Source organism: Streptomyces sp. NPDC088725 (genome assembly GCF_044751305.1).
Lineage (GTDB): Bacteria > Actinomycetota > Actinomycetes > Streptomycetales > Streptomycetaceae > Streptomyces.
The window spans coordinates 68592-91764 of the sequence record NZ_JBIVLO010000014.1; the positions used below are offsets into that span (position 1 = coordinate 68592).

A 23173-nucleotide genomic window follows, 5' to 3' on the forward strand; every position below is an offset into this window, starting at 1 on the left:
GGCACAAGGGCCGTGTGCGGCCTTCCCGGCCGGGGAGGCCCGCTGCGGCACGGCAGTGACGGAGGGGTCCGACAGACCGCTGACAGAAAGGCCCACGCCACTACATCTGGGGGGTGACATATCCGTCGCCCCCCAGATGTATGCTCGTGCTCGCTGTCGACGCAGGGGAATCCGGTGCGAATCCGGAACTGTCCCGCAACGGTGTGATGCGGTGCGCTTTGTCGCGCTCTCCAGTCCGAAAACCTGCCGGCGGTGCGTCCGTTTCGACCGATCCGGGCGCCGAGACGTCCGGGCCCCGAGGCTGGGCCGGTGGACGACGCACGCTGTGCTGCCCATGTCCGGGTGGTACGGCCGCGCCGCGTCCCCGTTCCCCTCCCGACGGCCCAGAGCCGAGCGAGGGAGAGCCCCACATGACCATCGCGCCAGTCGATCCGGCTTCAGTCAGCGCCGAGACCGAGGAGCCCGGAACCGTACTGCTGCGGCTCCTGACGGATCTCACCGCCGACCTGCCCGACACCGACCCGGGAAAGGTCGCCGCCGCCGTGCTGCGCGGCCGTAACGCCCGGTCGGACGAGGCCGAATTGCGCGGGCTCGCCGTCGAGGCCGCCGCGGGGCTCATCTCCGAGGACCCGGCGTACTCCCGGCTCGCCGCCAGGCTGCTGACCCGGACCATCGCCGAGGAAGCCGCCGGGCAGGGCGCGGTGTCGTTCTCCGCATCCGTCGCCACCGGCCACCGCGAGGGCCTGATCGCCGACCGTACGGCCGGCTTCGTCACCCTGCACGCCGCCCGGCTCGACCAGCTGATCGACGAGGCCGCGAACGACCGCTTCGGCTACTTCGGTCTGCGGACGCTCTACAGCCGCTACCTCCTCAGGCACCCGATCACCCGGCTGGTGATCGAGACTCCGCAGCACTTCATGCTGCGCGTCGCCTCCGGGCTCGCCGAGGACGACAGCGTCCGCGCGCTGGACGAAGTCGCCGCGCTGTACGGGCTGATGAGCCGCCTGGACTACCTCCCCTCCTCCCCCACGCTCTTCAACTCCGGTACGCGTCACCCGCAGATGTCGTCCTGCTACCTGCTGGACTCTCCGCTGGACGAGCTGGACTCCATCTACGGCCGCTACCACGAGGTGGCCCGGCTCTCGAAGCACGCGGGCGGCATCGGGCTGTCGTACTCCCGCATCCGCTCCCGCGGTTCGCTGATCCGCGGCACGAACGGACACTCCAACGGCATCGTCCCGTTCCTGCGCACCCTCGACTCGTCGGTCGCGGCGGTCAACCAGGGCGGCCGGCGCAAGGGCGCCGCCTGTGTCTACCTGGAGACCTGGCACGCGGACCTGGAAGAGTTCCTCGAACTGCGGGACAACACCGGCGAGGAGGCCAGGCGTACGCACAACCTGAACCTCGCGCACTGGATCCCGGACGAGTTCATGCGCCGGGTCGAGTCGGACGGCGTCTGGTCGCTGTTCTCGCCCGCCGACGTGCCGGAGCTGGTGGACCTGTGGGGCGACGAGTTCGACGCCGCGTACCGCAAGGCCGAGCAGGACGGTCTGGCCCGGAAGACCATCCAGGCACGGGAGTTGTACGGGCGCATGATGCGTACGCTCGCCCAGACCGGCAACGGCTGGATGACCTTCAAGGACGCCTCGAACCGCACCGCCAACCAGACGGCCGAGCCGGGCCGTACCGTCCACTCGTCGAACCTCTGCACGGAGATCCTTGAGGTGACGGACGACGGCGAGACCGCCGTCTGCAACCTGGGTTCCGTCAACCTCGCTTCGTTCGTGCTGGATTCGGGCGAGATCGACTGGGAGCGGCTGGACGAGACCGTGGGGACGGCCGTCACCTTCCTCGACCGCGTCGTGGACATCAACTTCTACCCGACCGAGCAGGCCGGCCGCTCCAACGCGAAGTGGCGACCGGTGGGCCTGGGCGTGATGGGCCTCCAGGACGTCCTGTTCAAGAAGCGGCTGCCCTTCGACTCGCCGGAGGCCGCCGCGCTCTCCACCAGGATCTCCGAGCGGATCATGCTCGCCGCGTACGAGGCCTCCTGCGGCCTCGCCGAGCGCCACGGCCCGCTTCCGGCCTGGTCGCAGACGCGCGCTGCGCGCGGTGTGCTGCACCCCGACCACTACGACGTGCAGCTCAACTGGCCCGAGCGCTGGGACGCGTTGCGTACCCGCGTCGCCAAGAGCGGCATGCGCAACTCGCTGCTCCTCGCCATCGCGCCGACCGCGACGATCGCCTCCATCGCGGGCGTGTACGAGTGCATCGAACCGCAGGTCTCCAACCTCTTCAAGCGCGAGACGCTGTCCGGCGAGTTCCTTCAGGTGAACTCCTACCTGGTGGCGGAGCTGAAGCGGCTCGGTGTCTGGGACGCCCAGTCGCGTGAGGCGCTGCGCGAGTCCAACGGCTCGGTGGCAGGCTTCAGTTGGATCCCGGCGGAGGTACGCGAGCTGTACCGCACCGCGTGGGAGATCCCGCAGCGCGGCCTGATCGACATGGCAGCGGCCCGTACGCCGTTCCTCGACCAGAGCCAGTCGCTGAACCTGTTCCTGGAGACGCCGACCATCGGGAAGCTCAGCTCGATGTACGCGTACGCCTGGAAGAAGGGCCTCAAGACCACGTACTACCTGCGCTCGCGCCCGGCGACCCGTATCGCCCGCGCGGCCGGCGGCAGGGCCGCCGAGACCGCACCGGCCCCCGTGAGCGCCCCCGTACCCACGCAGGCCGCGTCCGCCGACGCGATCGCCTGCTCCCTGGAAAACCCCGAGTCCTGCGAGGCCTGCCAGTAATGACCGCGACACCCGAGACGACGCCCGACACGACCGGCACGGCCGTCGAGAAGAACCTGCTGGACCCGGGGTTCGAGCTGACCCTGCGCCCCATGCGCTACCCGGACTTCTACGAGCGTTTCCGCGACGCCATCAAGAACACCTGGACGGTCGAGGAGGTCGACCTCCACTCGGACGTGGCCGACCTCGCCAAGCTCAGCCCGGGCGAACAGCACATGATCGGCCGGCTGGTCGCGTTCTTCGCGACGGGCGACTCAATCGTGTCGAACAACCTGGTGCTGACGCTCTACAAGCACATCAACTCCCCCGAGGCGCGGCTGTATCTCTCCCGCCAGCTCTTCGAGGAGGCCGTGCACGTCCAGTTCTATCTGACGCTGCTCGACACGTACCTGCCCGACCCGGCGGACCGCGCGGCGGCCTTCGACGCGGTGGAGAACATCCCGTCCATCCGCGAGAAGGCGCAGTTCTGCTTCCGCTGGATCGACTCCGTCGAGAGCATCGACAGGCTGGAGTCGAAGGCGGACCGCCGCCGCTTCCTGCTGAACCTGATCTGCTTCGCGGCCTGTATCGAGGGGCTGTTCTTCTACGGCGCGTTCGCGTACGTCTACTGGTTCCGCTCGCGCGGCCTGCTGCACGGCCTCGCGACCGGGACCAACTGGGTGTTCCGTGACGAGACGATGCACATGAACTTCGCGTTCGAGGTCGTGGACACCGTACGCAAGGAGGAGCCCGACCTCTTCGACGACGAACTCCAGCAGCAGGTCACGGACATGCTGAAGGAAGCCGTCGAGGCGGAGCTCCAGTTCGGCCGCGACCTGTGCGGCGACGGACTGCCGGGGATGAACACGGAGTCGATGCGTCAGTACCTGGAGTGCGTGGCCGACCAGCGGCTCCAGCGCCTCGGCCTGGAGCCGGTGTACGGCTCGGAGAACCCGTTCTCCTTCATGGAGTTGCAGGGCGTCCAGGAGCTGACGAACTTCTTCGAGCGCCGCCCGTCGGCGTACCAGGTCGCGGTCGAGGGCACGGTCGGCTTCGACGACGACTTCTAGGAAGCGGGAGCGGCTTCGCCCGTTGGTGACGTGACGAGGGCCGCGCGGGCCCGCTTCTTCGAGTGTGATCGAGAAGTGGGCCCGCGCGGCCCTCTCTCGTCCAGCGCGGCCTTCTCTCGTCCTGCCCGCACCGGAGAGAGCACGTTACGCTGGAACGAGAGGACGAAAAGGGCAAACCGGCGAGTGCGCTTCGGTTTCATGGATCCTCCCGCTCCCGCTGGACTGCGGTACGTGTGCGACAGGTACGCGTGCGAGAGGAGATCTTTGCCATGGCCAAAGTACTTTTCATCGTCAGCGGAGCGACCTACTGGGTATTGAAGGACGGTACGAGGTACGCGACCGGCTACTGGGCCGAGGAGTTCGCGAACCCGTACAAGATCCTGACGGACGCCGGCCATGAGGTCGTCGTCGCGACGCCGAAGGGTGTGACGCCGAACGTCGACATGATGAGCCTGCGCCCGGAGATGGTCGGCGGAAACGATCAGGCCCTTGAGCTGGAAGCCATCATCCGTTCCGCGGAGGTGATGCGCCGGCCGCTGGAGTTGTCGGACGTGCGTCTTGAGGACTACGACGCGGTGTACGTGCCGGGCGGCCACGGCCCGATGTCGGACCTGGCGCTCGACGCCGACGTGGGGCGTCTGCTGACACAGCAGCTCACCTCCGGCGAACCGCTGTTCATCGTCTGCCACGGTCCTGCCGCGATGCTGGCCACCAGGATCCACGGCGAGTCGCCGTTCAAGGGCTTCGACATCACCTGCTTCACCAACGAGGAGGAAGAGGGCGTCGGGCTGGCCCCGAGGGCGCCGTGGCTGCTGGAGACCGAGGTGAAGGAGAAGGTCGGGGTCAATTTCAGCCGCGGTCCGACCTGGGGTCCGTACATGGTCGAGGACCGCAACCTGGTCACCGGGCAGAACCCGGCCTCGGCCTCGGTCCTGGGCGACCGGATGCTGCAGACCCTCAAGTGACACCGTTGTCGAGCGATCCGGCCCGGAGCGCTCAGAAGGTCGCGATCATCACGGGCGCGGACGGCGGCATCGGCTCCGCCGTCGTCACCGCCTACCGCGACCTCGGGTACGCGGTCGTCGCGACCAGCCGTTCCATGCCGGATTCCGCGGACCCGCAGGTACTCACCGTCAGCGACGATCTGGTGGACCCCGGCGTGGGCGAGCGCATCGTAGGGGCGGCGATGGAGCGGTTCGGCCGGGTCGACACGCTGGTCAACAGCGCGGGCGTGTACATCGGCAAGCCGTTCACCGAGTGTACGGACCAGGATTTCGACCTGATCGCAGGAGTGAATCTGCGCGGCTTCTTCAACGTCTCGCGCAGCGCCGTCGGTGCGATGCTTTCCCGCGACGGCGGAGGCGGGCACGTGGTGAACATTTCCACCTCCCTGGTCGACCAGCCGAACGCGCGCGTGCCGTGCGCGCTCGCCTCGCTGACCAAAGGCGGTCTGAACGCGGCCACCAGAGAACTGGCCACCGAATACGCGTCGGACGGGATCCGGGTCAACACCGTGTCACTGGGCGTGGTGCGCACGCCGATGAACCCAGAGGTGACGCCCGAACTCGCCGCCCGCCACCCGCTCGGGCGGATGGAAGAGGTCGACGACGTCGTCCAGGCCATTACGTATCTTGAGCAGGCGTCGTTCGTCACCGGTGAGATCCTGCACGTGGACGGCGGCCAGAGCGCCGGCCACTGATCACCCTCCGGCCGCACCAACGGGGTTACGGTCGACCTCCGCCCAGACCGCCTTGGTGTACGCGTCGCGAACGGTCCAGCCCCAGCGGTCGGCGTAGGCGGAGACAAGGAGCAATCCACGCCCGCCGGTTGAGTCCGGTGGAGGCATCGTGACGCAAGCGGGGGCCACCGGAAGCAGGTCAGGCTGGGTATCGATGACCTCGATACGAACGGCGGCGGAGGTGAGCATCAACCGCGTCTCGAAGTCCCGCCCGGGAGTACGGCCATGGATGGCGGCGTTCCCGGCCAGCTCGGCGACGACGGCCACGGCAGCGACAGCGGTGGACGCGGTACGCGGAATGCCCCAGTCGTCCAGCTGCTGAGGGGCGAGGAGCCGAGCGAGGCGAGCGCCGCGACGGCTGGAACTGAGCCTGATCCTGGACGGTGGAAACAGCGGCGCGAGGGTGGTGGCCTGGGCAGCGGTGGGGGAAGTTTCCGACTTCATAGGGTGACTGTCCCGTCACGGAGCTAGCCTGACCAGGACAGACATCCGTACCTTTGTGCGCGGTACGGGTCGGCCACGCGTTTGTACGGGTCACTCCGCGTGACTCCGTCACAGGGACACCTGTTGGCTCGTCAACCGCGTCCGCACGTTGGAGTGTGAGGCATATGACGACCAGCCGCCAGAAGAAACAACGAGCCCAGGACGCCGACCGCCCACCGATCTGGGTCGGTTACGGCAAGCTGACCAAGCTCCATCGTGAGCGCGCCGGACTCACCCAGCAGGAACTGGCGTCGGCTGTGGGGTACTCGTACGAACAGGTCGCCTCGATCGAACAGGGCCGCCGGCCCGCGAAGAGCGCGTTCACGGACGCGGCGGAGGAAGTCCTGAACGCGGGCGGAACACTCGCGGTATTGCAGGACGACGTCGACCTGGCCAAGCTTCCGGCCTTCTTCCAGGACTTCGCACTGATCGAGACGGAAGCGATCAGCAGGTACGACTTCGAACCACTGCTGATCCCGGGCCTGCTCCAGACCGAGGACTACGCGCGGGCGCTGTTCTCGTCCAATTCCCCCTTGATGAGCGAGGAAACGATCGAACAGCACGTCGAGGCCAGGCTCGGCCGACAGAAACTACTGACGAAAACGCCCCTGGTAGAGACAAGCTTCATCATCGGAGAGCACGCCCTGCTGGGCATGGCGGGCAGCGCCGACGTGAGGAGGGCTCAGCTACAACACATTCTTCGACAGGGATCGACGCGCAGTATCGAAATCCAGATCATGCCTTCGGAGCCCGGCTTCCACCTCGGACTCAACGGCGCCATGGTCATCATGGAGACCCTGGAACACCGCCAGGTCGGCTACATCGAGTCACAGGGAGCCGGGTTCGTGATCACCGATCCCAAGCAGGTCAGCGGCTTCGCCGTGCGTTATGGCAAGCTGCGCTCGCAAGCACTTAATGTCAAGGAGTCGGCTCGTCTGATCGAGCGCATGGCAGGAGAAGCATGAGCACCGAGCAGGTTCTGAACGACCTTGCAGAACGCGCCTGGTTCAAGAGCAGCTACAGCGGCTCGGACGGTGGCAATTGCGTGGAGGCGGCGGCCACGCCCACCACCATGCACGTCCGCGACTCAAAGGCCCTACAGGGGCCGGCTCTTCGCATTCCTGCCACACAGTGGACCACCTTTATCGCGTTCGTGAGTAGCTGACCAAGCGCGCGGCGGAAGAAGCATGAGCACAAAGAGGTTCCGAACGCCCCAGCCCAGCCTGCCTGGTTCAAGAGCAGCTACAGCGGCTCGGACGGCGGGGACTGCGTGGAGGCGGCAACCACGCCCACCACCATGCACATCCGCGACTCAAAGAACACACAAGGCCCCACACTCCGCATCCCCGCCAAGCAATGGACCACCTTCATCACGTTCGTAGGCAACTGACCGAGCGCGCAGCGGAAGCACGAGTACCAGCTTGCCGAACAGGCAGGTCACGCCTGTCCCGGCGACCTCTTCGGCGATTCGGCCTGCACCGTATGCCGCTGTGATGTGCTCCCCCGGACACGGCGACTGCCACGTGTGGCCAGGGCGGTCAGCAAGCCGGCGAGCAAGCCCCAGAAGGCGGAGCCGATACCCAGCAGTGTCACGCCGGAGCTGGTCGCCAGGAACGTAACCACAGCGGACTCACGCCACTTGTCGTCCGAGAGCGCCGAGGTCAGGGAGCCCGCGATGGTTCCCAGCAGACCCAGTCCGGCGATCCCCAGCACGAGGGCAGCGGGCAGAGCGGTGAGCAGGGAGGCCACCGCACCGCCGAAGATGCCTACGCAGAGGTAGAACACACCGGCCCAGACGGCCGCCAGATAGCGTTTGTCCCGATCCTCGTGGGCCTCACGGCCGGTGCAGATGGCGGCGGTGATGGCGGCAAGGTTGAGTCCGAAGCAGCCGAAAGGCGCCAGCAGCAGATTCACCCCGCCGGTCCAGCCGATCAGCGGTGAGACGGGAACGCTGTATCCGTCGTTGCGCAGCACCGCCACGCCCGGCATGTTCTGCGAGGCCATGGTCACGACGAAGAGCGGCAGTCCGACACTGACGATCACTTGCCACGAGAACTCGGGAGCGGTGAAGACGGGTGCGGCTACGGCGAATTTCACGTTTCCCAGCCCTAGCGATCCTCCTGCGGCGGCAGCCGCGACCCCCACAGCCAGAGCCGTGATGACGGCGTACCGGGGCAGCCAGCGCCGACACAGCAGGTATGCCGCGAACATGGGAAACACCACAGTGAAGCTGCCGTGCATGGTGCTGAACAGCTGCGTGCCGAACTGGACGAGCACCCCGGCGAGCAGTCCTGCGGCCAGGGCCCCCGGGATCCGGTCCATGATCCGTTCGAACCACCCCATCACTCCGCAGAGTGTGATCAGGGCTGCTGAGACAACGAAGGCGCCGACAGCCTGGGCCATGGTCGCTCCCTCAAGGCTGCTGACCATCAGCGCGGCGCCGGGGGTTGACCATGCCGTGACTATGGGGACGCGGTAGCGAAGCGACAGCCCGATGCAGGTGACCCCCATGCCGATGCCCAGGGCCAACATCCAGGAAGCGAGTTCGCCGGACGTCGCCCCCGCACTCCTGGCTGCCGTGAAAACGATCGCCGCCGAGCTGGTGGTGCCGATCAGCACTGCGATCAGGCCGGCGACGACCGCCGAGGCCGGCGCCGCCTGCCGAAGTAGTCGGACACAGGCCTTCATCAACCGACCGCCCCCCTTTCGCTGCGGTTCTGGCTGCCGGTGGTTATGGAGCAGCCGACGGTACGTCCGAGGTGGGCCACGGGATCCAGATCCTCACTCGAGAAGGCGAAAGGTAACAGGGCGTCAGGCACGTTGTCTGTTCATTTCGGAGTGGGTTCCGGAGCCTTCCAACACCGCCGCTCTCAGGAAGCGTTCGACCACGAGGTGCTGGTGGCTGTACCCGAAGGCGGCGTCAACCTCACCCCACCGCTTTCAAGCACGACACGGACCTGACTCAATCATCGTCACGCACCGAGCATGGATCGTATCCCTGAGAGTTTTCCAACTACGTCCGCCACGTCGAATGCAGGCCGCTGCGGAGTGCACCAACAGAGGCGGAGAGCCATGTCGGCTGTCGAATACGAAGCGAAGCATCTGAACATCGATCCAGCCGCGATGGCCGCGCGCATCGCGGACGCGGGCGGCAAGCATGTGGCAGAGCGGCTGATGCGCCGCTACGTCTACGACACCGTTCCCCCAGCGGCCGGACGATGGATTCGGCTACGGGACACCGGCAGTGAAGTGACGCTGTGTGTCAAGGAGATCACCTCCGACACCATCGACGGAACGTGTGAAACCGAGACGACCGTGGGTGACTTCGAGACCGCGCACGCCCTCCTGTCGCGCATGGGAATTTCGCCCAGGTCGTACCAGGAGAACCGCCGGGACTCCTGGCTTCTGGACGGTGTGCGGCTGGAGCTCGACTCCTGGCCGCTCATCCCGTCGTACCTGGAGATCGAGGGCGACGACGCGGAGCAGGTGTGGGCCACCGCGAAACGTCTGTTCATCCCGTGGGATGAGCTGACGAGCGAGAACACCACCAAGGTGTTCACTCGTTACGGAATCGACCTCGACTCGATCACTGATCTGCGGTTCCCGTAGAAGAATCCCTCCCAAGGCGTAAGGGAATTGGGCCTTGCCCCCTGCGCCGTGTGTCATCGTGGCCGGCGAGGTCGATGGGGCTTCTGCCGCACCGCTACGTCGGGAGATGCAATGGATACCGTCATACATAAGGCGGTTCACGCCGCTGACGGCGAACAACTCAGCCTCTATACCGTGATGCCGCGGAACGAGAGCGTCGGGGCCTGCGGTGTTGTGATCATGCATGGCGCCGGCACCGGTGACAAAGAGCGGCATCTGCCGTTCGCCGTGGACTTTGCCGCGCACGGGCATCCTGCCGTCGCGCTGGACTTCTCGGGTCACGCGGAGAGCACCGGCGAACTACTCGACCTCAGTCTCAGGCGGCGTCGCGACCAGGCCGCGGCCGTCATCGCCGAGGTCTTCGGCGCCGAACGCCCGCTGGTGCTGGTCGGGTTCAGCATGAGCGGTCAGACCGTCGCCGATCTGGTGGACCTGTACGGCAACCGTGTGGCGGCCATCGTTCTCTGCGCGCCGGGGATCTACGGCAAGGACGCCTGGGACGTTCCCTTCGGCTCCGGATTCACCGAGTTGATCCGGCGCCCGGAGAGCTGGCGTGACAGTCGGGCCCTGGACACCTTCGCGCGATTCGACCGTCGCGCGCTCCTCGTCGTACCTGAACAGGACGCGGTCATTCCCGACGGTGTGACCGAGCTTATTCGCACCGCGCTGGCCACCCACGCGGACTTCTCCGCCCTCCGGCTCGCGGGAGCCGGCCACCAGCTCGGAGCCTGGCTGGCCGGCCAATCGCAGGCCCGTCGCGACATCATCAGCACGCTGCTGCGGCCGAGTCCCTCTGTTCGGGCCTCAGGAACAGGTCCCCGATCTGCCGGATTTCCCGCGGATCTCCCGTCGTCCTGACGCTTCAGGCAGTGGTCTTGGCGGCGACTCTGGCGCGCAGCCTGTCGCGGACGGTGGGCCACTCGTCTGCGAGCAGGCTGTAGTACAGCGAGTCGCGGCGCGTGCCGTCCTGGCGTCGCATATGGCTGCGCAGGGTTCCTTCGTAGACCAGGCCGAGGCGGTCCAGAGCGCGCTGGGACCGCGCGTTGAGATTGTCCGTGCGCAGGGCGAGCCTGGCGAGTCGCAGGTCCTCGAAGGCATGGCTGAACAGCAGCAGCTTGGACTCGGCGTTGTAAGGGCCTCCCCAGCAAGAACGGTCGAACCAGGTCGCCCCGATCTCGGCGCGGCTCTCGGCCTGATCGAGGTCGTACAGACTGGTCGAACCGATCACGGCGTCGTTGTCGCAGCGCCGCACCGCGAAGGACCGCCGTGCGGGATCCGCGATCATCTGGCCGAGCAACACCCTCATCTGCGTTGCGTTTTCAGGTCGTGGCCGGGGCATCCACCGCCATACCTCCGGGTCGGAGGCGGAAGGTAAGAGGGCTTCGGCATGGTCGGTGGACAACGGCACGAGGCGGACCGCGCCGCCGAGCAGGTATGTGTCGTTCATCGCGACACGGTAAGGCCGGCGGCCACAAGCCCGCAGCCCCGAATGAAGCCCGCCCCGTAGAGTCCTCCCCGTGGAAGCTCTCGCGCGTACGCGCCTGGCGGCATGCGGCGCGGCGGTGTTGACCGTGGGCGCGGGGCTCGGGGTCAGGGCCGTGGGGTCGGGATCCGGCGACGTCGCCAAGTACGGCGGGGACGCGCTCTACACCGTGCTGGTCTACGCGCTGATCGTCACCCTCGCTCCCCAAGCGCGGCCTTTCGTAACTGCGTTGGGCGCGCTGGGGTTCAGTTGCGCGGTCGAGCTGCTGCAACTGACTGCCTTACCGGCTGAGTTGGCCGAGCGCAGCAGGCTCGCCCGGCTCATCCTCGGTTCGACCTTCAACGCACCTGACCTCACGTGGTACGCCGTCGGCGCACTGTGCGCGGGGCTCACGCACGCGACGGCGGCGAGCCGGAGGCGTCGCGCGCCGGCCAGGGCCGGAGGCCCGTTCGCGGGCACGTGAAGTGAAGGTTCCGCGAACAGCACAACGCCCGCCGCGCGCCCCGCATCTTGATCGCCGAGTTCCGCACCGCGCTCGCGGTGGCTCGCGGTCGAGGAGGTTCCACGGTGAGGCGCGTCGACTTCCCCCGGAGCGGGCACACGGGCCGGCGGCGGTGGGTGCCATCCTGGAGACTGGTCTCAGGGCTGGCCCTGCTGGGCTTCGCCGCCCTGGCCGGGCTGTTCGTGTTCATCTACGCGAGCGTCGGCATACCCGACGCCAACGCCACCGCCCGCGAGCAGGCCACCGTGTACTACTGGGCCGACGGCACCCCGATGGTGAGCGTGGGCGCGGTCAACCGGCAGGACGTCGCGCTCGCGCAGGTGCCCCGTTCCCTCCAGAACGCCGTCGTCGCGGCGGAGAACGCGGACTTCTACACCGACTCCGGCATCTCCGTCGGCGGCATGGTCCGCGCCGCCGTCAATATCGTCAAGGGCGAGGAGACACAGGGTGGTTCGACCATCACCCAGCAGTATGTGAAGAACACCTACCTCAGCCAGGACCAGACCGTCGGCCGCAAGGTCAGGGAGTTGTTCCTCTCGCTGAAGCTCAGCAACCAGGAGCCCAAGCAGGAGATCCTCCAGGGGTATCTGAACACCAGTTGGTTCGGCCGCGACGCGTACGGCGTGCAGGCCGCGTCGTACGCGTACTACGGCGTCCCCGCCAAGGAGTTGAACGCCGGCCAGGGCGCCGTGCTCGCCGGTCTCCTCAAGGGCGCGGAGCAGTTCGATCCGTCGCTCAGTACGGCCAACCACGCGCGGGCGGTGGACCGTTGGGAATGGATCCTCGACCGCGAGGTGGCCACCGGCACGATGACCGCCGCCGAGCGCGCGACGTACCGGACGTTCCCCGAGCCGAAGAAGGCCGTCAAGCCGAGCAGTCAGGCGGGGCAGATCGGCTATCTCCTCGACATCGCGAACAAGTACATCAAGTCGCGGGCCGGGCTTACCGATCAGGACCTCGCCCGGGGCGGCTACCGCGTCCACACCACCTTCGAGAAGGGCAAGGTGCGGGCGCTCTCGGACGCGGTCGAGAAGGTACGGCGCGAAAGCCTCGACCCCAAGAAGCGCGCCACCGACCGCTATGTGGAGGTGGGCGCGGCGTCCGTACGGCCCGGGGACGGCGCGATCGTGGCGGTGTACGGCGGGGCCAACGCGGTCGAGCACTTCAGCAACAACGCCGACACGGCGGGCGTGCCGGCGGGATCCGCGTTCAAGCCGTTCGTGTACGCGGCGGCGCTGGAGTCCAGCCGGGCGAGCGACCTGGCCAGGGCGCTGATCACCTCGGAGAACGCCCCGTTCGTGGAGGCCGGCAAGCACCTCGGCCTGGAGAAAGTAAAGGACGTGGCGGTCTCGGCCGGTCTGCGCGAGGAGAGCATGGCGAAGCTGGAGCCGACGTTCTCCATCGGCACGTCCACCCCCAGCGCCGTCCGGCTGGCGAGCGCCTATACGGCCTTCGTCCGCCAGGGCAGCCGCACGGAGCCCTATTCGGTGACGCGGGTGCTGCGCGACGGTGATCCGCTCGACGGTTTCGCGCGGCCGGAGGCGCGGCAGGCCATGCCTGCCGGCGTGGCCGACCAGGTCGGTGAATCTCTGCGGCTGGTGGGGCAGTTGACCTTCTCGCCAGTGATCGCACCCGCGGTCATGCCCGACCGGATGCCGATGGCGATAGGACGCGCCGACGACGCCGTCCGGGCGGGGAAGACCAGCGACAACGACCGGATGAGGTCGGCGTGGTTCATCGGCTCCTCGAAGGAGCTGTCGACCGCGGTGACGCTGTTCCGTACGAAACCGGGAACCCCGCAGCTGCTTCCCCTCCAGGGGGTGGGCGGCGCCGGATCCGAGCGGGGCAGCGTGTTCCCGCCGCGGATCTGGGCCGCCTACCACCACACCGTCGCGCCTCAGTCGTTCGGAACGACCTCGTAGCGCGGGGAGTTCTCGGCCATCTGCTTCAGGGCGTCCTTGCGGTCGCGCTTCGAGAGGCGGTCGATGTACAGGTAGCCGTACAGGTGGTCCGTCTCGTGCTGGAGGCAGCGGGAGAAGTAGCCGGTGCCCCGGACCCTGATCGGGTTGCCCTGGGCATCCTGGCCGCGCACCACCGCGTAGTCGGGGCGCGGGAGCGCGGCGTACGCGGTCGGCACGGACAGGCAGCCCTCGTTGGAGTCGTCGAGGTGGCGCTCGCCGGGCGGCAGTTCTTCGAGCACGGGATTGCAGACGACACCGACGTGCCGTACACCGTCGTCGTCCTGGCAGTCGTAGACGAAGACCTTGAGGTCCACGCCGATCTGGTTGGCGGCCAGGCCCACGCCCTCGGCGGTGTGCTGGCTGGCGAACATGTCGTCGATCAGGGCGGCGAGCTTGTCGTCGAACTCCGTGACCTCCCGGCACTCCTTGTGGAGGACCGGGTTGCCGACCACGGTGATCGGGCGGGACGTGCCGCGCTCGCGGTGCGCCAGCTCGCGCGCCTCGGCGTCCTCCGTGTCGTTGACGAACCCGTCCCCCGGCTCCGTGACGGAGGCTCCGCTGTCGTTCCGCTGGTCCGTCTGCTGCTGCGCCATGTCCGCAGTACGCCTTCCTCAATACCGAAGTATCGAAATTCCCGAATACCCGAAATACCGAAAACCAAAATGCCGGAATACCGACATACCGATGTGCTGCCCGCGCCATCCGGGCGAGGGGCCCGTACAGCCTACGGGCACCGGCCCGGGCTCCCGTCTGCCGTCAGCAGACTTCTTCGAGATCGCGCCACTCGCGGGTGTCCGGGCTGTCCGCGACCCAGCCGTCCAGCAGCCCCTTGACGAGCCCGGGCGGCGCGGCGACTCCGCATTCGCGCTCCGGCACCCACAGCTCGCCCGCCATACGGTGGCCGAGTGGTCCCGGATGGCCCGGCTCGCTGTGGTCGTGGGGGTCGTGGTGCTCGCCGTCGCCCTCGGCGCTGGGCATCCGGCTCTCCGAGCAGGCGCGGCACAGCAGCCGTACGGAGGACGACCAGTCCTCGGCGGCGAAGCCCGCGTCGGCGGCCAGCCGCTCCAGGGCGTCCCTGTCGTCCTCGGTGGCCGCTTCGAGCAGCACCACCCAGGTGGGGACCGGGGAGGGCGCCCACAGCTCGATCTCGTCGAAGACGGGATACGCGCGCGCGACACCGTCCGGGCTCGCGGAAGTCGTACGTTCGCCGTTGGGCACGCCATCGTGCAGGACGACCTCGCCCCAGCGGCGCCCCGAGGACGGCAGCGGGATGGACAGGACCTCGATCCTGGCCGGGTCGAGCCTGCGGCCCCACACGACCTCCGCCTCACCCTCCGGCGAGAGCCGTACCGCGGCGCTGCCGAGGTCCATGCCGTCCGGCTCGCCGTTCGCCTCGGCGCTCGGCGGATTGCCGGGCACCCTCAGGCCGTACGCCTGCCAGGCGCGGCGGGCCAGCGGCCAGTCCTGGAGCGCGGTGGCGGCGATCCCGACGTTCCACCAGTCGGGAGCGCCCGACTCCTTGTCGAGCAGCGCGACGGCCCGCAGGCCGGCCGCTCTGGCCTGCTCCCAGTCGTGCCTGAACTTGTGCAGCAGCGCCAGATTGAACCAGGACTCGGAGAGCCAGGGCTCCAGATCGGCCGCGCGCGTCAGCAGCGCCCCCGCGTCCTCGTACCTGCCGTCACCGATCAGCGTGAACGCGCGGTCGGTGGCCTGCCGCCACGAAGCGGAGGGCCGATGCCGTACCTTCCCGAAGATCCTCACGATTCCCGCCTGCCGGTCTGCTCGGGTCATTGCCCCCGGACACCCTCTTCTGGCATCCAACCATGCCCGGTCGGACGACCGCTCATTACCCGTGGGTCACCCGGTCCCACCGGGGGCCGGACCACCGCGGGACAGGACGCGCGCAAGGGATTCCACCACCTCGGGCTGGTAGTCGTGCCCCGTCCCGAGCCGCAGTCGCTCCAGCGCGCTGAGCGGACCACTCGCTCGGGAACTTTCCCCGGCCAGGTCGTCGTACGCATTGACCGCGCGGACGATCCGGGCGGACATCGGCTGTTCCCGGTACGGATCGGCCTGCCGTTCCACCACGACGGCGACGGCCGGGGACACCCCGGTCTGCCGGACGACGGCTCCGCCGAGCAGCGCGATACGGCGCTGCTCGGTGACCGGCAGCAGGGCGGTGGCGCCGTCGGGGACCGGGTCGACCAGGGAGAGCTGTCCGATGTCGTGCATGAGGGCCGCGTACTCCAGGACGGTCAGCTCCGGCCCTGACAGGCCCAGCTCGCGGCCGACCGCCTGGCTCAGCTCGGCGACTCTGCGGGCGTGGCCGTGCCGGGTGTAACCGGCGATCTCGGTGGCTCTGGCCAGCGAGGCGATGGTCTGCCGGTAGGTCGTGCGGACGGCCGCGTACCGCCGGAACGACAGCTGGGTCAGCAGCAGCGGTACGCAGAAGACGGGCAGCGCCCACAGGCCGGCGACCGCGACGCCGAGCGCGATGACCGCTCCCGTGGCGCAGACGGCGGAGCCGATGCCGAGCAGGGCGCGCAGCTCCTCGCGGAGCAGGGGGCCGAAGGGGTGGCCGCTGCGCGCGCGCAGGATCAGGGCGGCGAGGACGGCGTCGCACAGCGCTGTCAGCGCGAGCAGCAGCAGGAGCAGGACCGCGTAGTACGGGCCCTGTCCGAGGTGGTGGGCGAGTCCGCGCGAGTGGTAGAGCGGCTGGAAGCAGACGGCGGCGAACCCGACGGTGAGGATCCGCCGCACCATGTGGTCGAGACCGGGCCCGCGCCCCCTGATGACATGCGGTACGGCGCCGGCGAGCGCGGCGGCGACCACCACGGCGACGGTCTGCGGCACGCCGTGGCTGGCGGGCTGCCCGGCGCACCGGCCGAGCAGGGCGTACGCGAGCGCGCCGGCGGCGGCGAGCGGCGCGGGCTCGCGCTCGCCGGGCAGGGCGCCCCAGCGGGCGAGTTCACCGACGGCGATGAGCACGCCGAAGGCGAGTGCGTTGTGGGGTTCCGTGACGCCGTGCCACACGGTCCAGGTGAGCGCGGTCACGGTCAGCAGCGCGCCGGCGCCGTACACACCGGTCACGGTGAGGGACACGCGGCGCTTCACCCGGAGTACGGACCCGGCCGCGACGGCGCTCACGCGGGGCCGCCGCGGGTCACGCGGGTGGCGGTGGTGCGCGGGGGCAGCACCGCGGGCGGAACTGCGGGCGGCACCGCGGGCGGAACTGCGGGCGGAACGTTTACGCGCGGGTCGGTGGCCGGGGCCCGTAGGGCGGGTGGGGGCGGCGGCGCACCCTTCTGCTCGTCGGCGGTGACCACGGTCCGCCAGTCGTGCCGGCCGAGGGCCCGTACCAGCGCCGCCACCATGGCGGGGTCGAACTGGCTGCCCGCGCACCGCTCCAGCTCCGCCACCGCGGTCTCGACGGGCTTGGCACGCCGGTAGGAGCGCGTCGAGGTCATCGCGTCGAACGCGTCGGCCACGGCCACCACCCGGGCGAACTCGGGGATCTCGGCCCCGGTGAGACCGTACGGATAGCCGCTGCCGTCGAGACGTTCGTGGTGGTGCAGGATCGCCGCGCGCGCCTCCCCGAGGAAGCCGATGCCGCGCACCATCTCGTGCCCGTACTCGGGGTGCAGCTCGATCACCCGGCGTTCTTCGGGGGTGAGCGGCCCGTCCTTGCGGAGCACCCGGGTGGGGACGCCGAGCTTGCCGACGTCGTGCAGGATCCCGGCGAAGCGCAGGACCTCCAGGCGCCCGCGCTCCATCCCCAGCTCGTGGGCGATCAGCACGGAGGCGTGACCGACCCGCTCACTGTGCCCGCGCGTGTACTTGTCCTTGATGTCGACGGCCTGCACCAGCGCCCTGATGGTGGCCTGGTGAGCGGCGCGCTCGCGGTGGTACTGGGCGAAGACCCAGCTGGAGATGTACATGGGCAGCAGTACGAAGAGCGCGGAGAGCGGCCCGTACGGACTGCGCCACAGGACGGCCATCATCAGCCCGGCCAGCCCGTGCGCACCGTGCGAGGCGAGCGAGCGCGCCAGCAGTCCTCGCCAGGCGGTGCGTACGGGCAGCCGCTCGGCGGTGGCGAGGATGCCGCCGTCGAGGGCGGTGAGGACGAGGCAGAAGGCAAGGGCCGCGGCGCCGACGGGGAGCAGGACGTACGGGAAGTCGGGGGTCGTGAGCCCGTATCCCCCGCCGCCGAGCGCCACGGGGCCGCCGAAGAGCAGATGGGTGCGCGCGGCGGCCCAGGTGGCGACGGTGAGCTGAGCGGCGCGCCAGAGCCGGCGCGCGCCCTTCGGGCGCTGTTCCACCCGGCCGAGCAGGGAGCCGGGTACGGCGACCAGCGCGGCGGCGGCGGGCGGCAGCAGGAAGGCGGCGGTCAGCAGTACGGGAAAGAAGGACCCGGCGGCGACCGGTACGGAGCCGGCGAGGGCCCGGCCCGGCAGGTGGCAGCGGTAGCGGGCGGGCATCTCACAGAAGGCGTACAGCGCCGCGAGGAGCGCGACGGACCACCACGGGGTGCCGGGCCGCAGCACGGGGGCGACGCAGGCGGCGGCGCCGAGCGCGGTGCACAGGATGTACACGCGTGCCGTACCGGATATGCCCGTCACCATGCTCACCCCCTCCTCGGCCCGTCCCCGCGCACAGGGCTCAAACAGAGCGTCAGGCTAGCGAGCCCGCAGGCCGGCGGAGGTGTTATGGCACCGGTTAGCACGTTTGGGTGATAACGCGCGGTAACACCTTCCGCATACGTTTGCGGTGGAGGTTCCCCGCATACGAGATCCCCGCATACGAGATCCGCGCATGCGGGACCCGCCTGTACGACACCCGAGTACAAGACCCGCGCATACGAAAGGGGCGCACCGCGCTCGCCGCGCACTGCGCCCCGGTCAAGGGCATACGTCTCGGGGTTTGCCCGGCGGGGCGCCGCCGGTGTCAGTCCCGGGAGATACCTGGCAGGTCAGCGCCCGTCGAGGACACTTCCTGGTCGGGAACCGCCTGGCCCGATCTGATGAGGTCGATCCGCCCCATGACCTTGGCCCGCAGGTCACTGGGTACGTCGTCCTGCCCGCAGCACCGCTTGACCAGCTTCTTCACGGCCTTTTCGAGGCCGTACTTCTCCAGGCACGGCGAGCATTCCTCGAAGTGGACCTCGAACTTGTCGCAGTCGCTGTCCGGCATTTCGTCATCGAGGAACTCATACAGATGATCGAGAACCTCGGAGCAGTCCGTCTCGTGCGGCTCTCCGCAGCTCATGACCCCTCGCCTTTCCGATCGTCCGACGACTCACCGACACCCGCGGGGACCAGCCCGCGGTCACGGGCATAGTCCTCCAGCATGCCGCGCAGCTGGCGGCGCCCCCGGTGCAGTCGTGACATGACCGTACCGATGGGGGTTCCCATGATGTCCGCGATCTCCTTGTAGGCAAACCCCTCGACATCGGCGAGATACACGGCGATGCGGAATTCCTCGGGGATCGCCTGGAGCGCCGACTTCACGTCGGAGTCCGGGAGGTGGTCGAGCGCCTGCGACTCGGCCGAGCGCAGCCCTGTGGACATGTGCGACTCGGCACGCGCGAGCTGCCAGTCCTCGATCTCCTCGGCGGCACTGCGCTGAGGCTCGCGCTGCTTCTTGCGGTACGAGTTGATGAACGTATTGGTGAGGATCCGGTACATCCACGCCTTGAGGTTGGTGCCCTCACGGAACTGGTGGAACGAGCCGTACGCCTTGGCGTACGTCTCCTGTACGAGATCTTCGGCATCGGCCGGATTGCGCGTCATGCGCAGCGCGGCCGAGTACATCTGGTCGAGGTAGCCCAGGGCGTCCCGCTCGAAGCGCGCGTTGCGCTCAGCAGTCGTTTCTTCGACGCGGCCGTCTGAATCGGTCCCAGTGACCGGACCCACCTCCTCCAACGCTATGGCGGGGCCGAAACCGGACCCACTCGAATCGGAGAATAGTCGACCTGGTGACACGGGGGCCTGCCGATCCACTCCCCGGGCGGCCGCGGTCGGAGTGTTCTTCGACGCACCGAGCACCGACCACTCCAGATCAGCGGCGTCAGCGCGGCGCGGGCAGATGGTCGAACCCATACGACGGACTCCCTCTCGTGCTCTCTCAGCCATTCACAGCCCATAACAGGAGGGGCGCGCTCAGCATTCCCCGTGCGCCTCCAGCCAGGTCCGCACACCGCTCGTGATGATTTCCACACCATCGACCTGCGAGATCGCGGCTTTCTTCGGTACGGCGAACCCGTGGTCGGCGTACGGCACCTCGACGAGTCCGAAGGCGCCGGCGGGGAATTCGGCGGGTTTCCCGAAAGGATCGTTGCCGCCCTGGACGACGAGCGTGGGCAGCCCGGCGGCGGTCAGCTCGTCCGCCCTGGACTTCTCCGGCCTGCCCGGCGGATGCAGGGGGAAGCTCAGGGCCAGGACGGCGGCGGCGCCCAGCTCACGCGCCGTACGGCAGGCCACACGCGCGCCGGCGCTGCGCCCGCCCGCGACGACCGGCCGACCGGGCCGCTCCAGGGCCGGCCACAGCGCACGCCACGCCGTGTCGAGGGTCTTGGGCGCGGGGGCGAGCTTCTTGCCGGCCACCCGCCAGGGCTGCTCGACGAGAGCCACCGTGACGCCGTGCGGCGGCAGGGCCTCGGCGAGCGCCCGGAGGTCGCGCGCCTCGATCCCGCCGCCGGCCCCGTGGCCGAGGGCGAGCACCAGGCGTGGCCGGGCGGCGGTGTGCCAGGTGATCCGGGCGTTCCCCGGCGGGGTCGCGACGGATTCAACGGTCCTGCCGGGCACGGAAGGATCTTCCGGGGCCCGAGGAGCCCCGGAAGTCCCAGGTGTCTGATTTGTCACACGCTTGCTGGTCACGGGGACCATCCTGCCGCCCACACGCTCCCTGACCCGCCGTAGGCACGGCGCGCCCCGCTCAGCGGGAAGCCCCGCTCAGAACAGCGTGCTCTCCTCAGGCGCGGGCAGCTCCGCGAGCAGCTCCGGTCCGTTGTTGCGCACATTGCTGACGGCCGTCGTGACCGGGTACGCCCGCATCAGCCCGGCGGGCGGCGGTGCGAGCAGTCCGCGCAGCTCGTCGGCGTCCGTGCGGGCCGGGTCCAGCCAGGCGTCCCAGCGGTCCGGGGTCAGCATCAGCGGCATCCGTGGGTGGATGTCGGCCAGCGAGCCGGGGCCCTCGGCCGGGGCGATGCCGAGCGGCGCGGTCTCGGCTTCCGTGGTGATCACCGAGCAGGTCACCCACCAGGCGTCGGGGTGATCGTCGGGCAGGCTCCTGTCGCGCCAGAACTCGAACAGTCCGGCCAGCGCCATCACCGAGCCGTCGGCCGGGGTGACGAAGTAGGGCTGCTTGCGTGAGCGCTTCTTCCTGCCCTGCTCCTCGAGCTGCCGCTCGTCGGAGCCGGTCACCCACTCGTAATAGCCGTCGGCGGGCAGGATGCAGCGCCGCGCGAGGAACGGCTTGCGGAACGACGGCTTCTCGTGGACGGTCTCGGCGCGCGCGTTGATCATCCGCGCCCCGCCCTCGGGCGACTTCGCCCAGGAGGGTACGAGCCCCCACTTGAGCCTGCGCAGCTGCCGGACGGGAGCGGGGGTCGGCGCGTCCTTCACCGGGCGCTCCAGGACCGCGTAGACCTCCTTCGTCGGAGCAACGTTCCAGTCGGGCTCAAGGGTCTCCGCGGGCTCCCACTTCTCGACGCCGAAAACCTCGCTCAGGTCCTCGGGCCCCCGGCTCGCCGCATACCGTCCGCACATCCGCGCCATCACCTCTCCCCCGGAAATTCTGCCTGAGCGCGGCGGCGAAGTCAGCACGTCAGCTGCTCGGGGTACGTCCCGGCGCAGAGGCCAGGGCGGCGGAAACCGCGACTTCCCGGGCCCCTGCTTGCTGCTCCGCGACCTCCTGAACCGCGACCTCCTGAGCAGCTGCTTCCTGGGCCACTGCTTCCGCGGCCGGACGACCGCGGCCGCCGTTCCTGCCGGTGCGGGCCCGGCTGATCGCCAGCGCCGCCGCGGCCAGGCAGGAGACCCCGAGGATCGCGAAGACCACGTGATAGCCGGAGAGGGACGGCTGCCCGGTGCCCGAAACCAGGTGCGTCGACAGGACGAGCGAGGTGACAGCGCCGGAGAGCGAGCCGCCGACCGTGCGCATCAGGCCGTTGATGCCGCTGACGACGCTGGTGTGCTCCTTGGGTACGTCCTGGATGGCCAGGGTGCCCAGGGCCGAGTAACCGATGCCGAGTCCGAGGCCGAACAGCACGGAGGCGATCCACAGCGTGGGTGCGGTGCCGGGCTGGAGCAGCAGCCAGCCGAACGCCCCGCCGACGACGGCCGACCCGAGCGCGACCGTGGCCGCGGCTCCGATCCTGAGCGTCAGGCGGGCCGCGAGGGGCGTCAGGACGATCATGGCCAGACCGCAGGGGAGCAGGAGCATTCCGACCCGCAGGGTGGAGGCGCCGATCCCGTATCCGCCGCTTGCGGGCGCGGCGGCGTAGGTGGCGACGACGGTGAAGAAGGCGAACATGCCGAAGCCGAGCAGCACGGCGATCAGGTTGGCGGCGAGCGCGCTGCCCCGACCGATCAGCGCGAGGTCGACCAGCGGGACGGCGGCACGCCGTTCCCAACGGAACCAGGCGGTCGCGGCGACAGCGCTCAGCGCGAACAGGCCGACGACCGCGCCCGACCCCCATCCCCAGCGCGGCGCCTGGCTCATCGCCACCAGGAGCGGCACCAGCGCCGCCACGAGCAGTCCGGCGCCCGGGTAGTCCAGCCGCTGACGCGAGGTGCTGGACGGCTCGTCGCGCGGGACGCGGAGGGCGATGAGCCCGAGAGCGGCCACCACCACGACCGTGCCCGCGCCGAACACGGCGGCCCGTCCTCCGGCGAAGGCCTCGACCACGCCCGGTACGAGCATTCCGACAGCGGCGCCCGCGCCCGTCATCGCGCTGAGCAGCCCGATACCGGCGGGCACTTTGCGCGCCGCGACGTGCTGGCGCACCAGCCCGATACCGAGCGGGAAGACAGCGACGCCGATTCCGCCGAGCACACGGCCGGCCAGGAAGAGGCCGAGCGAGGGCGCGAAAGCGGTGAGCAGTCCGCCCAGCGCCTGAACCGCGAGAGCGGCCAGCGCGACCCGCTTGCGTCCCCAGGTGTCGCCGAGCTTCGCGAGCAGCGGCGCGGCCACGGACGCGGCCAGCAGGAACGCGGTCACGCCCCAGGTGGCACCGGCCAGGTCCGTTCCGAAGTCCTGCCGCAGGGCGGGCAGGACGGGCACGACGAGGGTCTGCTGTACCGCCATGGCGAGCACGGCCAGGCTCAGCGCCGCGAGCAGGCCGCCCGTGCGGCGCTCGCCATCGTTTCGTCCGGGGTGGAGCGACAACACGGGAAACCTCCCTTGTCCAGTGGATAACAATGTCAGGCTAAGTTATCCACTGGACAAGAGCAAACGGCCCGCCTGCCGCACGAACGAGAAGACGTGCGAACGAGAAGGCGGCGAACGGAAAGAC

At 69.2% G+C, this 23173-nt stretch carries 22 protein-coding genes, 1 pseudogene and 1 riboswitch; of the genes and pseudogenes, 11 read left to right on the forward strand and 12 right to left on the reverse strand.

What is annotated here, in order from left to right:
* Positions 1–127 precede the first annotated feature (127 nt).
* Positions 128–266, forward strand: a riboswitch (cobalamin riboswitch).
* A gap of 144 nt (positions 267–410) precedes the next feature.
* The 4 genes from ACIP6N_RS27730 (at position 411) to ACIP6N_RS27745 (ending at position 5543) form a co-directional block, all read left to right on the forward strand.
* The gene (locus tag ACIP6N_RS27730) at positions 411–2795 is read left to right on the forward strand and encodes a ribonucleoside-diphosphate reductase subunit alpha (protein WP_401820028.1); all 2385 of its coding nucleotides are present in this window, start codon (positions 411–413) and stop codon (positions 2793–2795) included.
* Positions 2795–3844 carry a ribonucleotide-diphosphate reductase subunit beta gene (locus ACIP6N_RS27735; RefSeq protein WP_401820030.1) on the forward strand — a complete coding sequence of 350 codons (1050 nt, stop codon included), beginning with the start codon at positions 2795–2797 and terminating at the stop codon, positions 3842–3844. Before ACIP6N_RS27730 ends, ACIP6N_RS27735 begins: the two co-directional genes overlap by 1 nt.
* Positions 3845–4113: 269 nt before the next feature.
* The gene (locus tag ACIP6N_RS27740; RefSeq protein ID WP_401820033.1) at positions 4114–4809 is read left to right on the forward strand and encodes a type 1 glutamine amidotransferase domain-containing protein; all 696 of its coding nucleotides are present in this window, start codon (positions 4114–4116) and stop codon (positions 4807–4809) included.
* Positions 4806–5543, forward strand: coding sequence for an SDR family NAD(P)-dependent oxidoreductase (locus ACIP6N_RS27745; protein WP_401820036.1), 738 nt, complete (start codon positions 4806–4808; stop codon positions 5541–5543). The genes ACIP6N_RS27740 and ACIP6N_RS27745 overlap by 4 nt, the downstream gene beginning before the upstream one ends.
* Here the strand turns inward: ACIP6N_RS27745 and ACIP6N_RS27750 are convergent, their stop codons facing one another.
* Complete coding sequence (locus ACIP6N_RS27750) at positions 5544–6026, reverse strand: ATP-binding protein (protein WP_401820038.1); 483 nt, start codon at positions 6024–6026, stop codon at positions 5544–5546.
* Between the two features lie 164 nt (positions 6027–6190).
* Between ACIP6N_RS27750 and ACIP6N_RS27755 the strand changes: the two genes are divergently transcribed.
* The 3 genes and pseudogenes from ACIP6N_RS27755 to ACIP6N_RS27765 form a co-directional block, all read left to right on the forward strand.
* On the forward strand, positions 6191–7030 hold the full coding sequence (locus ACIP6N_RS27755) for a helix-turn-helix transcriptional regulator (protein WP_401820041.1): 840 nt from the start codon (positions 6191–6193) through the stop codon (positions 7028–7030).
* A complete protein-coding gene (locus ACIP6N_RS27760; RefSeq protein ID WP_401820043.1) occupies positions 7027–7230 on the forward strand; it encodes a DUF397 domain-containing protein in 204 nt (67 codons plus the stop codon). The genes ACIP6N_RS27755 and ACIP6N_RS27760 overlap by 4 nt, the downstream gene beginning before the upstream one ends.
* A gap of 72 nt (positions 7231–7302) precedes the next feature.
* A pseudogene (locus ACIP6N_RS27765) lies at positions 7303–7455 on the forward strand (DUF397 domain-containing protein); the annotation flags it as partial.
* Positions 7456–7502: 47 nt separating this feature from the next.
* Here the strand turns inward: ACIP6N_RS27765 and ACIP6N_RS27770 are convergent.
* Positions 7503–8753: a benzoate/H(+) symporter BenE family transporter gene (locus ACIP6N_RS27770; protein WP_401820046.1), complete on the reverse strand. Its 1251-nt coding sequence runs from the start codon at positions 8751–8753 to the stop codon at positions 7503–7505.
* A 384-nt stretch (positions 8754–9137) separates the two neighbouring features.
* On the opposite strand from ACIP6N_RS27770, the gene ACIP6N_RS27775 reads away from it, so the two are divergent.
* Positions 9138–9674: a CYTH domain-containing protein gene (locus ACIP6N_RS27775; protein WP_401820047.1), complete on the forward strand. Its 537-nt coding sequence runs from the start codon at positions 9138–9140 to the stop codon at positions 9672–9674.
* A gap of 219 nt (positions 9675–9893) precedes the next feature.
* Positions 9894–10571 (forward strand): alpha/beta hydrolase, encoded by a 678-nt coding sequence (locus ACIP6N_RS27780; RefSeq protein ID WP_401820049.1) that lies wholly within the window; start codon positions 9894–9896, stop codon positions 10569–10571.
* Positions 10572–10575: 4 nt separating this feature from the next.
* Here the strand turns inward: ACIP6N_RS27780 and ACIP6N_RS27785 are convergent, their stop codons facing one another.
* Positions 10576–11160 carry a GNAT family N-acetyltransferase gene (locus ACIP6N_RS27785; protein ID WP_401820052.1) on the reverse strand — a complete coding sequence of 195 codons (585 nt, stop codon included), beginning with the start codon at positions 11158–11160 and terminating at the stop codon, positions 10576–10578.
* Positions 11161–11230: 70 nt separating this feature from the next.
* Between ACIP6N_RS27785 and ACIP6N_RS27790 the strand changes: the two genes are divergently transcribed.
* Positions 11231–11659: a DUF2809 domain-containing protein gene (locus tag ACIP6N_RS27790; protein ID WP_401820053.1), complete on the forward strand. Its 429-nt coding sequence runs from the start codon at positions 11231–11233 to the stop codon at positions 11657–11659.
* A 155-nt stretch (positions 11660–11814) separates the two neighbouring features.
* Entirely contained in the window at positions 11815–13620 is a 1806-nt protein-coding gene (locus ACIP6N_RS27795) for a transglycosylase domain-containing protein (RefSeq protein WP_401820055.1), read from the forward strand.
* Here the strand turns inward: ACIP6N_RS27795 and def are convergent.
* From def to ACIP6N_RS27840, 9 genes are all read right to left on the reverse strand, one after another.
* The gene (gene def / locus ACIP6N_RS27800; protein WP_401820057.1) at positions 13596–14252 is read right to left on the reverse strand and encodes a peptide deformylase; all 657 of its coding nucleotides are present in this window, start codon (positions 14250–14252) and stop codon (positions 13596–13598) included. The two genes, ACIP6N_RS27795 and def, sit on opposite strands and share 25 nt — an antisense overlap.
* A gap of 163 nt (positions 14253–14415) precedes the next feature.
* The gene (locus tag ACIP6N_RS27805) at positions 14416–15420 is read right to left on the reverse strand and encodes a tetratricopeptide repeat protein (protein ID WP_401820141.1); all 1005 of its coding nucleotides are present in this window, start codon (positions 15418–15420) and stop codon (positions 14416–14418) included.
* Between the two features lie 96 nt (positions 15421–15516).
* Positions 15517–16749, reverse strand: a complete 1233-nt coding sequence (locus tag ACIP6N_RS27810) for an HD-GYP domain-containing protein (RefSeq protein ID WP_401820143.1) — start codon at positions 16747–16749, stop codon at positions 15517–15519.
* A gap of 53 nt (positions 16750–16802) precedes the next feature.
* On the reverse strand, positions 16803–18278 hold the full coding sequence (locus ACIP6N_RS27815; protein WP_401820145.1) for an HD-GYP domain-containing protein: 1476 nt from the start codon (positions 18276–18278) through the stop codon (positions 16803–16805).
* 325 nt (positions 18279–18603) lie between these two features.
* Positions 18604–18924: a mycothiol system anti-sigma-R factor gene (gene rsrA, locus ACIP6N_RS27820; RefSeq protein ID WP_401820058.1), complete on the reverse strand. Its 321-nt coding sequence runs from the start codon at positions 18922–18924 to the stop codon at positions 18604–18606.
* On the reverse strand, positions 18921–19571 hold the full coding sequence (locus ACIP6N_RS27825; protein WP_401820060.1) for a sigma-70 family RNA polymerase sigma factor: 651 nt from the start codon (positions 19569–19571) through the stop codon (positions 18921–18923). Before ACIP6N_RS27825 ends, rsrA begins: the two co-directional genes overlap by 4 nt.
* A gap of 246 nt (positions 19572–19817) precedes the next feature.
* Positions 19818–20543 (reverse strand): alpha/beta family hydrolase, encoded by a 726-nt coding sequence (locus ACIP6N_RS27830; RefSeq protein WP_401820148.1) that lies wholly within the window; start codon positions 20541–20543, stop codon positions 19818–19820.
* A gap of 66 nt (positions 20544–20609) precedes the next feature.
* A complete protein-coding gene (locus ACIP6N_RS27835) occupies positions 20610–21425 on the reverse strand; it encodes an SOS response-associated peptidase (protein WP_401820061.1) in 816 nt (271 codons plus the stop codon).
* Between the two features lie 58 nt (positions 21426–21483).
* Entirely contained in the window at positions 21484–23049 is a 1566-nt protein-coding gene (locus ACIP6N_RS27840) for an MFS transporter (protein WP_401820063.1), read from the reverse strand.
* Positions 23050–23173: the final 124 nt, after the last annotated feature.